Origin of the sequence: Fructobacillus ficulneus, assembly GCF_001047075.2 — a bacterium.
GTDB lineage: Bacteria > Bacillota > Bacilli > Lactobacillales > Lactobacillaceae > Fructobacillus > Fructobacillus ficulneus.
On record NZ_DF967991.1, the window covers coordinates 79,029 to 87,324 of the forward strand.

At 51.4% G+C, this 8,296-nt stretch carries 8 protein-coding genes; 2 read left to right on the top strand and 6 right to left on the bottom strand.

Annotated features, from left to right (window positions below; genetic code table 11):
- Positions 1–412 precede the first annotated feature (412 nt).
- Positions 413–817, top strand: a complete 405-nt coding sequence (locus AOQ29_RS02100) for a MerR family transcriptional regulator (RefSeq protein WP_061992899.1) — start codon at positions 413–415, stop codon at positions 815–817.
- A complete protein-coding gene (locus AOQ29_RS02105) occupies positions 817–1,560 on the top strand; it encodes an SDR family oxidoreductase (RefSeq protein WP_061992900.1) in 744 nt (247 codons plus the stop codon). Before AOQ29_RS02100 ends, AOQ29_RS02105 begins: the two co-directional genes overlap by 1 nt.
- 54 nt (positions 1,561–1,614) lie before the next feature.
- On the opposite strand, the gene AOQ29_RS02110 is transcribed toward AOQ29_RS02105, so the two are convergent.
- The 6 genes from AOQ29_RS02110 to AOQ29_RS07850 all read right to left on the bottom strand — a co-directional run.
- Positions 1,615–3,282 (bottom strand): formate--tetrahydrofolate ligase, encoded by a 1,668-nt coding sequence (locus AOQ29_RS02110; protein WP_061992901.1) that lies wholly within the window; start codon positions 3,280–3,282, stop codon positions 1,615–1,617.
- 11 nt (positions 3,283–3,293) lie between these two features.
- Positions 3,294–4,556, bottom strand: a complete 1,263-nt coding sequence (purD, locus tag AOQ29_RS02115) for a phosphoribosylamine--glycine ligase (RefSeq protein WP_061992902.1) — start codon at positions 4,554–4,556, stop codon at positions 3,294–3,296.
- A gap of 18 nt (positions 4,557–4,574) precedes the next feature.
- Complete coding sequence (purH, locus tag AOQ29_RS02120; protein WP_061992903.1) at positions 4,575–6,101, bottom strand: bifunctional phosphoribosylaminoimidazolecarboxamide formyltransferase/IMP cyclohydrolase; 1,527 nt, start codon at positions 6,099–6,101, stop codon at positions 4,575–4,577.
- Entirely contained in the window at positions 6,098–6,703 is a 606-nt protein-coding gene (gene purN, locus AOQ29_RS02125; protein WP_061992904.1) for a phosphoribosylglycinamide formyltransferase, read from the bottom strand. The genes purH and purN overlap by 4 nt, the downstream gene beginning before the upstream one ends.
- Positions 6,688–7,746, bottom strand: a complete 1,059-nt coding sequence (gene purM, locus AOQ29_RS02130; RefSeq protein WP_061992905.1) for a phosphoribosylformylglycinamidine cyclo-ligase — start codon at positions 7,744–7,746, stop codon at positions 6,688–6,690. Before purM ends, purN begins: the two co-directional genes overlap by 16 nt.
- Positions 7,746–8,296, bottom strand: a 551-nt coding sequence (locus AOQ29_RS07850; RefSeq protein ID WP_275936569.1) for a phosphoribosyltransferase family protein, incomplete at its 5' end; no start/stop codon positions are given. The genes AOQ29_RS07850 and purM, both read right to left, overlap by 1 nt.

Consider the following 8,296-nt stretch of genomic DNA (forward strand, 5'->3'; position numbering starts at 1 on the left):
TAGCTGACAACTAAAAATCAACTTACTAGGGCTATAGCAAGCTGCTCAACAACGCGAATTGTGGGTTAGTAATTTGAGTTTGAGTCATTTGAGTGTTCATCATGGTCATTACCTTCCTTTTCGCTTCGTTTTGTTAAGATGATAAAATAAGTATAACATGAGATTTTGATTAGTCAACACTTATTTTATTTAATTTTTATAATAATCATTCTCACTATCGCTTTTATGATTTTCTTTCATATAAGTTCATTTATTTCCCCTTTACTCCTCCCTTAATTATTTTATTGGTAGTCGCTTGCCTTGAAGTGCGCTTTAAAGTTTATACTACAGGTAATGGCTCGGTAAACCAGGTCCTAGACCGATAGCGAGTTCATTTGACCAGGTTACTGCAGCCAATCGGAGGATTCAGACCATGAAAATCGAAACCGTCAGTCAAAAATGCGACGTCCCGACCGCCACGCTGAGGTATTGGGAGAAAATCGGCCTCCTACCCCCGATTGCCCGCAATGCCAGTGGCTACCGGGACTACCAAGACCGCGACCTTAATTGGGTCTTCTACGTCAAGGCCCTGCGCAAGGCCGGGATGGAAATCCAAAAGCTCAAAGTCTTCATTGATGACTATCGGGCTTCCGTTGACCGGACCCGGCGCAAACAAATTTTAATCGACCAAGCCACCGAGATCAAACGTCAGCAAGAAGAAATCCAACAAACCCTCAACTACCTAACTTATAAAATCGATAATTTCGACGACCACATGATCGGTTATGAAGAAGAAAAGTTAGCCTACTTTGATCAAAACACACAAGGAGAAAACTAATGGAAGAAAAGAAAGTTATTGTTATTACCGGAGCCTCATCAGGCATTGGGGAAGCGATTGCCAAAGAGTTAGCCAGCCAGGGGCACCCCGTGGTTCTCGGTGCCCGACGGACCGACAAGTTAGCCCAAATTAAAAATGAAGTTGAAGCCACTGGTGGTCAAGCCGCCTACCGCCAAGTCGATGTCACCAGCTTGGAGGAAGTCCAAGCCTTAGCGCAAACGGCTTTGACCGAATTTGGCCGGATTGATGTTTGGATTAACAACGCCGGTCTGATGCCCCACTCCCTCTTAATCGATGCAAAGGTCGACGACTGGAACCGGATGATTGATGTGAATTTACGGGGGACCTTGTATGGGATTGCGGCGGCCCAACCAATCTTCCACGAACAAAACACCGGTCACCTGATTAATTTAGGCTCAGTTGCCAGCCTCTACTCTCACGTTGGTGGAGCGGTTTACTCCGCCACCAAGTGGGGTGTCAAAGCCATTTCGGAAAGCCTCCGCGAAGAAGAAGCTCAGGCCGGACATAACGTTCGCGTGACAACCATTTACCCCGGTGCCGTCCAATCCGAACTGGTATCGCACATGACCGACCCAGCCCGCCGGGAAGCTTCACAGCAGTTCTACGACCAATTTGCTATCCCCGCTGAACGGATTGCGACAATCGTCAGCCAGGCGATTGCTATGCCAGCCGACACAGCCTTGAACGACATTGTCGTTCGGCCCATCAACCAGGTCCAATAAATTAACCACACGAAAAAATCCACTTGCCTAAGCAAGTGGATTTTTCATTTTCATTTAGAAGAGACCAGTAATTTGGCCGTTTTCATCAATATCAATATCTAAGGCAGCTGGGTGCTTTGGCAGACCCGGCATGGTCAAGATTGATCCGGTCATCGCGACCAGGAAGCCAGCACCCAACTTCGGAACAAATTCACGGATGTGAATGGTAAAGTCCTTGGGTGCCCCTAATTTCTTGGCGTCATCCGACAAGGAATACTGGGTCTTCGCCATCACGATGGGCAACTTATCCCAACCGTACTTGGCAAAGTCAGCTAACTGCTTCTGGGCCTTGGGGGCCAATTCGACCGACCCACCACCATAAATCTCGGTCACAATCGCTTGGAGTTTATCGAGGGCCGGTGCGTCTTCGGTGTAAAGCGGCTGGAAGTCAGCATCGGTCGTTGCAATTTCAGCCAAAACTGCCTGGGCTAAATCAGTGGCCCCGGCGCCACCCTGGGCCCAAACATCAGCCAAGTAGGCCTGAGAACCCTGGGCTTTAACAAAGTCTTTCACCAGGTCGATTTCAGCTTCGGTATCGGCCGTAAAGCGGTTAACGGCAACAATGACCGGACGGCCATACCGTTGCATGGCTTTGATGTTTTGACCCAAGTTTTCCAACCCGGCCGCCAAGGCGTCCAAGTTTTCCTCGTTCAAGTCGGCGAGGGCCACGCCCCCGTGGTGCTTCAAGGCACGGACAGTGGCGACAATCACAACGGCATCGGGCACCTTGCCTAAGCGAGGGACCTTGATGTCCATAAACTTTTCACCACCTAAGTCGGCACCAAAGCCGGCCTCGGTCACAACGTAGTCAGCCAATTTCAAGGCCGTCTTCGTGGCCAAAACCGAGTTCGTTCCCTGGGCAATGTTGGCAAAGGGACCACCATGAATAATCGCTGGCGTATGGGCCAATGTCTGGACCAAGTTTGGCTTAATGGCATCCTTCAACAAGACCGTCAAAGCACCGGCGACACCCAAATCAAGGACCGTTACCGGTTCCTTGTCGTAGTTATAAGCAACAACAATCTTTTCAATTCGGTGCTTCAAGTCCTGTAAGTCCGTTGAAAGGGTCAAGATGGCCATTAATTCAGAAGCCACCGTGATGTCAAAGCCATCCTCACGGGGAACACCGGAAGTCGGTCCACCCAGACCAATGGTCGTGTGACGGAGGGCCCGGTCGTTAATATCTAAAACCCGCTTCCACAAAACACGGCGAGGATCAATTTTTAGGGGGTTACCTTGGTAAATACTGTTATCTAAGGCGGCCGCCAGGGTGTTATGGGCCGATGTTAAGGCATGGAAATCACCAGTGAAGTGGAGGTTAATGTCAGCCATTGGGACAACCTGGGCGTAACCACCACCGGTCGCCCCACCCTTCATCCCCATCACGGGACCCAATGAGGGTTCGCGGAGGGCAATCATGGTTTTTTGGCCAGCCAAATTCAAGGCATCGGCCAAACCAACGGTCACCGTCGACTTTCCTTCCCCAGCTGGGGTCGGATTAATCGACGTCACCAAGATTAATTTTCCTAGGTCGGCCTTACGGTCAACTTTAAGATCAAGCTTAATCTTGGCTTTGTCATAACCATAAGGCTCGATTTCATGGGCTTGTAGCCCCGCCTTTTCGGCAATCAGGCTGATTGGTTCCACTGTCGCTTCTTGAGCAATTTGAATGTCTGTTTTCATCGGCACCATCCTTATTCTTTCGTCAAATCAACGGCCCAGTGACCAATATCATGGCGGTACACTAGGTCACCATGGTGTTGATTTAAAATCTTATAAAGTGTCTCTTGCGCAGTCTGGGTATCCCGACCGGTCCCAACAACCGTCGCCACTCGGCCACCGTTGGCAATTAAGCCGGTCTCCGTTGCCTTAACGCCAGCATAGTTAACCCAGGCCGGTTGCAGGTCAGCGGCGGCTGGTACTTGTCCACCCTTTTCGGGGGCTTGTGGATAGCCCGGCGCTGCCAGTACTACTCCCAAGTATACCGCATCCGTCTGCCACTTGGCGACTGGGTGCTGACCAGCTAACAAATCAACCAAGACTTGGTAGAAATCGGACTCTAATTGCGGCAAGACCACCTGGGCCTCCGGATCACCAAAACGGACGTTAAATTCAATCACCTTGGGTCCAGCTGCCGTCAACATTACCCCAGTATACAAGACACCGACGAAGGGTGTCCCGCGGTCACTCATGGCCGCCAAGAGTGGGTCGACTAATTCCGCAATGGCCCGTTGGCCTTCGGCCGGTTGGAGCCAGGCCAAGGGACTATAGGCCCCCATCCCCCCGGTATTGGGACCACGGTCGTGGTCATAACGGCGCTTATGATCTTGGGCAAAGGGCACGTGAACAACCTGGCCATCGTGACCAACCAAAGAAAAGATGGAAAACTCAACCCCATTCAGGTATTCTTCAATCACCAATTTAGCACTTGGATTCTGGTGGTAGAGGCTTTGCAGGTATTCATCCGCAGCGGACTGGTCTTCAATAATCGTGACACCCTTACCAAGGGCCAGACCATCAAGCTTGAAGACCGTTGGCCAGTCGAAGTTGGCTAGGGCCGCCTGGGCTTCTGCCTGACTGGTTACCGTCACGGCTTGGGCCGTTGGAATGCCATGGCTGGTCAAAATTTCCTTGGCAAAGGTCTTTGACCCTTCTAATTGGGCCGCGGCCGCACTAGGGCCAAAGATGGTCAGACCAGCAGCTTGAAAAGCATCCACAATTCCGTCAATCAGGGGGTCTTCATTCCCGACAAAGGTCAAATCAACTCCCTGGTCGGCAGCAGCAGCCAATAAGGCCGGGATATCAGTGGCGGCAATTGGTAAGCGGACCAAATCCGTATCCGTCATCCCATCGTTGCCGGGGGCCACCAAAACCTGGTCGACCTGGGGACTCTTTAAAAATGTTTGCGCTAGCGCATGTTCGCGGGCGCCAGAACCAATTACTAATACCTTAGCCATGCCAAATTCCCCTTGATTTTAGTGCTTAAAGTGACGACGACCTGAGAAGACAAGGACCACGCCGAGTTCATCGGCCTTGGCAATTGAATCCTTATCCTTGATTGATCCACCGGGTTCAACAATGGCCTTGATGCCATTTTCGGCAGCGTAGGCAACGGAATCATCCATTGGGAAGAAGGCATCGGAAGCCAAAACGGCTTGGTCGAAGCCAGGCTTAACTGCAGCCTTTTGGATTGACATCTTAACAGAGTCAATTCGGTTCGGTTGACCGGCACCAACCCCTAAGGTTTGGCCATCACGGGCCACAACGATGGCATTCGACTTGGTGTGCTTAACAGCCTTTTGCGCAAAGACCATGGCGCGGAGTTGTTCGGCCGTTGGCTGAGCCTGGGAAACAACTTGGAAGTCAGCTTCCGTTTCGCTCAACAAGTCGCGGTCCTGGGCCACAAAGCCACCAAGGACAGAGGTCACTTCAACCTGGTTGGGTACCTTAGTCGTAAATGGCAAGGTCAACAAGCGCAAATTCTTCTTCTTGGCCAAAACGTCATAGGCCTCTGCCGTAAAGCTTGGAGCAATGATAATTTCCAAGAAGATGGCATGCATCTTTTCAGCCGTGGCCAAATCAACCTCGCGGTTCAAGGCGACAATTCCACCAAAGATCGAAATATCATCGGCAGCGAAGGCTTGGTCCCAAGCGGCTTCGATGGTTTCACCCTGGCCAATTCCGGCTGGGTTCATGTGCTTAACCGTCACAACCGTGGTTTGATCGTATTCGGCGATAATCCGCAAAGCGGCATCGACGTCGCGGATGTTGTTATAAGACAATTGCTTCCCGTGGAGGATATCAGCGTTCAAAACGGAATATTTTTCAGGCAAGGCACTTTGGTAAACGGCGGCCTTTTGGTCGGGGTTTTCACCGTAGCGCATATCATCAAACTTTTGACCAGAAATGGTCAATTGGTCGGGAAATTCTTTTTCAGTCAAGTATGAGGCAATCAAGGCGTCGTAGGCAGCGGTGTGTTGGAAAACCTTGGTTGCCAACTGGCGACGGAAGGCCTGGTCGTCGTCTTGATTTTTCAAGTGGGCAATCACGGCATCGTAATCGCTGGGGTCAACAACTGGCAAGACAGCCACAAAGTTCTTGGCAGCTGACCGCAACATTGAGGGTCCCCCGATATCGATGTTTTCAATCGCATCTGCGTCGGTCACGTCGGGCTTCAAAATGGTTTCCTTGAAGGGGTACAAATTAACAACCACCATGTCGATTGGGGTAATGTTGTGTTCCTTTAAAGTTGCCATGTGTTCTGGCAAGTCCCGGCGGGCCAAGAGGGCACCGTGAACACGGGGGTGCAAAGTCTTCACCCGACCGTCGAGCATTTCTGGAAATTCAGTCACATCTTCAATCCCGATGACTGGCAAATCCGCAGCGGCCAAGGCCTTGTGGGTTCCACCAGTGGAAACCAATTCAAATCCAAGGTCAATCAATTGCTTGGCAAAAGGCACCAAGTTCGTTTTATCTGAGACACTCAACAAAGCCCGTTTCATTTGAAAAATACTCCCTTATCAACTAATTCTGCTAGTACTTGTGGATACAACTTATGTTCAGTCGCGTGGATTCGCTCGGTTAAATCTGCTAATGAATCATCTGGGTACCGGGGCACCGCCACTTGGGCAATCGCCGGACCGGTATCAATCCCGTTATCAATAAAGTGAACCGTCACTCCGGTTTCACTGACACCGGCTTCATAGGCGTCTTCGATACTATGACGGCCAGGAAATTTCGGTAGTAAGGCCGGGTGCAAATTAACAATCTTTTGTGGAAAGGCTGTTAGCAGGGTTTCGGTTAAAATCCGCATATAGCCGGCCAACAAAATCCCGTCAACCTGCCGGTCTTGTAATTCTTTGACGATGGCAGCTTCGGCTTCCGCCTTGGTCTCGTAGTCCCGGTAACGAATCTTGAAAACCGGAATCCCCCACTGGGCAGCCCGGTCAATGACCGGCGCATCCTGATGGTCGACGACGACGACGGCAATTTCAGCCGCTAAGTCTTGGTCCGCAATGGCCTCTTGCAGGGCGGTAAAATTCGTTCCCGTTCCCGAAGCAAAGACGGCCAAGCGAACTTTTTCTGTGCCTATTGAGCTGGCCATGGCGCCTCCCCAGTGAAGAAAACATCTTCGCGGTCACTTTGGGCCGGTACAATTTCCCCAATTCGATAGGCGGGTTCATTGTTTTGGGCCAACAGGTCGAAGACCTGGTCGGCCTTGGCCTGGTCAACGACCAAAACCATGCCGATTCCGTTATTAAAGGTCAACAACATATCGGCCAAAGCCAAGTCACCAGCGGCCTGGAGGGTCTGGAAGATTGGCAAGATTGGCCAAGTTCCCCATTCGATTTGGGCCTGCAGACCGGCCGGTAAGGCTCGTGGCAGGTTTTCGACGAGGCCACCACCGGTAATGTGGGCGGCTGAATGCAAGAGTTCGGCTTCAACTAGAGGCCAAACGGCCTTCGTGTACAACTTGGTTGGCGCCAAAATTTGGTCTTGCAAGTCCTGGTCCAGGTCGTTAAAGGCCTGGGCATCATCCTGCAAACCTAAGACGTGGCGGACCAAGGAGTACCCATTAGAATGGATACCCGAAGAAGGCAAGCCAATCAAGACATCTCCAGCTTTAACCTGGTCGGCCGTTAGCAGGCGACTCTTCTCGGCAACACCGACAGCAAAGGCGGCCAAGTCATAGTGGTCCTTTTCATAGAGACCGGGTAATTCGGCACTTTCACCACCAACGAGGGCCAATTGCGCTTCTTGGGCGGCTTGGGCAATTCCGGTCACGATTTCGGCCGCGACTTGGGGGCGCATCTTATCCACCGCCAAGTAGTCGAGCATAAAGGCTGGCTTAGCCCCCTGGGCCAAGATGTCGTTCACGACCATCCCAACCAGGTCCTGGCCAATCGTGTCATGGCGGTTGGCAGCAATTGCCAAAAGCACTTTCGTGCCCACTCCATCGGTCCCACTAATCAAGACCGGTTCTTTCAAACCAGCATCGAGGGCGTAAACCGAACCAAAACCGCCCAAGCCATTCAAGACATTGGGGGTATAGGTCTTTTGGACAGCAGCAGCCATCAAATCAACGGCTTGGTTTCCAGCTGCAATATCAACTCCCGCGGCTTCATAAGCATTGGGCTCTTTTGCCATTAGATTGCTCCTTTTACTAACGGTTCTTGGCTGTCTTCGGCCGGATTTTCCGGTTGGTAAAGACTGGTTGGTTCTTCATCAAAGGTTACTTCCCCACTGGCAGCGGCTTCGGCCATTTCGGGGCTGTAGTCATAAATTGGACTTGGATAGTGTCCGGAGAAGTAAGCAGTCGTCAAACCAGGCTTACCATTTGGCATCCGCAGACCAATGGCCTCAACCAAGGCCGGGTTACTCAAGAAGGCCAATGAGTCGGCTTCAATCAAGTCGGTCATTTCTTCTAAGGTATGGTTGTTCCCCATCAATTCGGCCCGGGTTTGAACATCGATTCCATAAAAGGCTGGGTACTTGAAGATTGGGCTGGCAATCCGAACGTGGACTGACTTAGCGCCTGCTTCTTTGAGCATCCGGACGATGTAGCGACAAGTTGTTCCTCGGACCAAGGAGTCGTCGACGAGGACGACATTCTTACCGCGAACAACGGCCTCAACGGCGGATAACTTCATCCGCACGGCCCGTTCCCGCTTGTCTTGGGTGGCTTCGATAAATGTTC

Bases quoted from the DNA above. Each gene is read 5' to 3' on its own strand.
- AOQ29_RS02100 (WP_061992899.1), top strand. From the start codon at position 413: ATGAAAATCGAAACCGTCAGTCAAAAATGCGACGTCCCGACCGCCACG.
- AOQ29_RS02105 (WP_061992900.1), top strand. From the start codon at position 817: ATGGAAGAAAAGAAAGTTATTGTTATTACCGGAGCCTCATCAGGCATT.
- AOQ29_RS02110 (WP_061992901.1), bottom strand. From the start codon at position 3,282: ATGAAAACAGACATTCAAATTGCTCAAGAAGCGACAGTGGAACCAATC.
- purD (WP_061992902.1), bottom strand. From the start codon at position 4,556: ATGGCTAAGGTATTAGTAATTGGTTCTGGCGCCCGCGAACATGCGCTA.
- purH (WP_061992903.1), bottom strand. From the start codon at position 6,101: ATGAAACGGGCTTTGTTGAGTGTCTCAGATAAAACGAACTTGGTGCCT.
- purN (WP_061992904.1), bottom strand. From the start codon at position 6,703: ATGGCCAGCTCAATAGGCACAGAAAAAGTTCGCTTGGCCGTCTTTGCT.
- purM (WP_061992905.1), bottom strand. From the start codon at position 7,746: ATGGCAAAAGAGCCCAATGCTTATGAAGCCGCGGGAGTTGATATTGCA.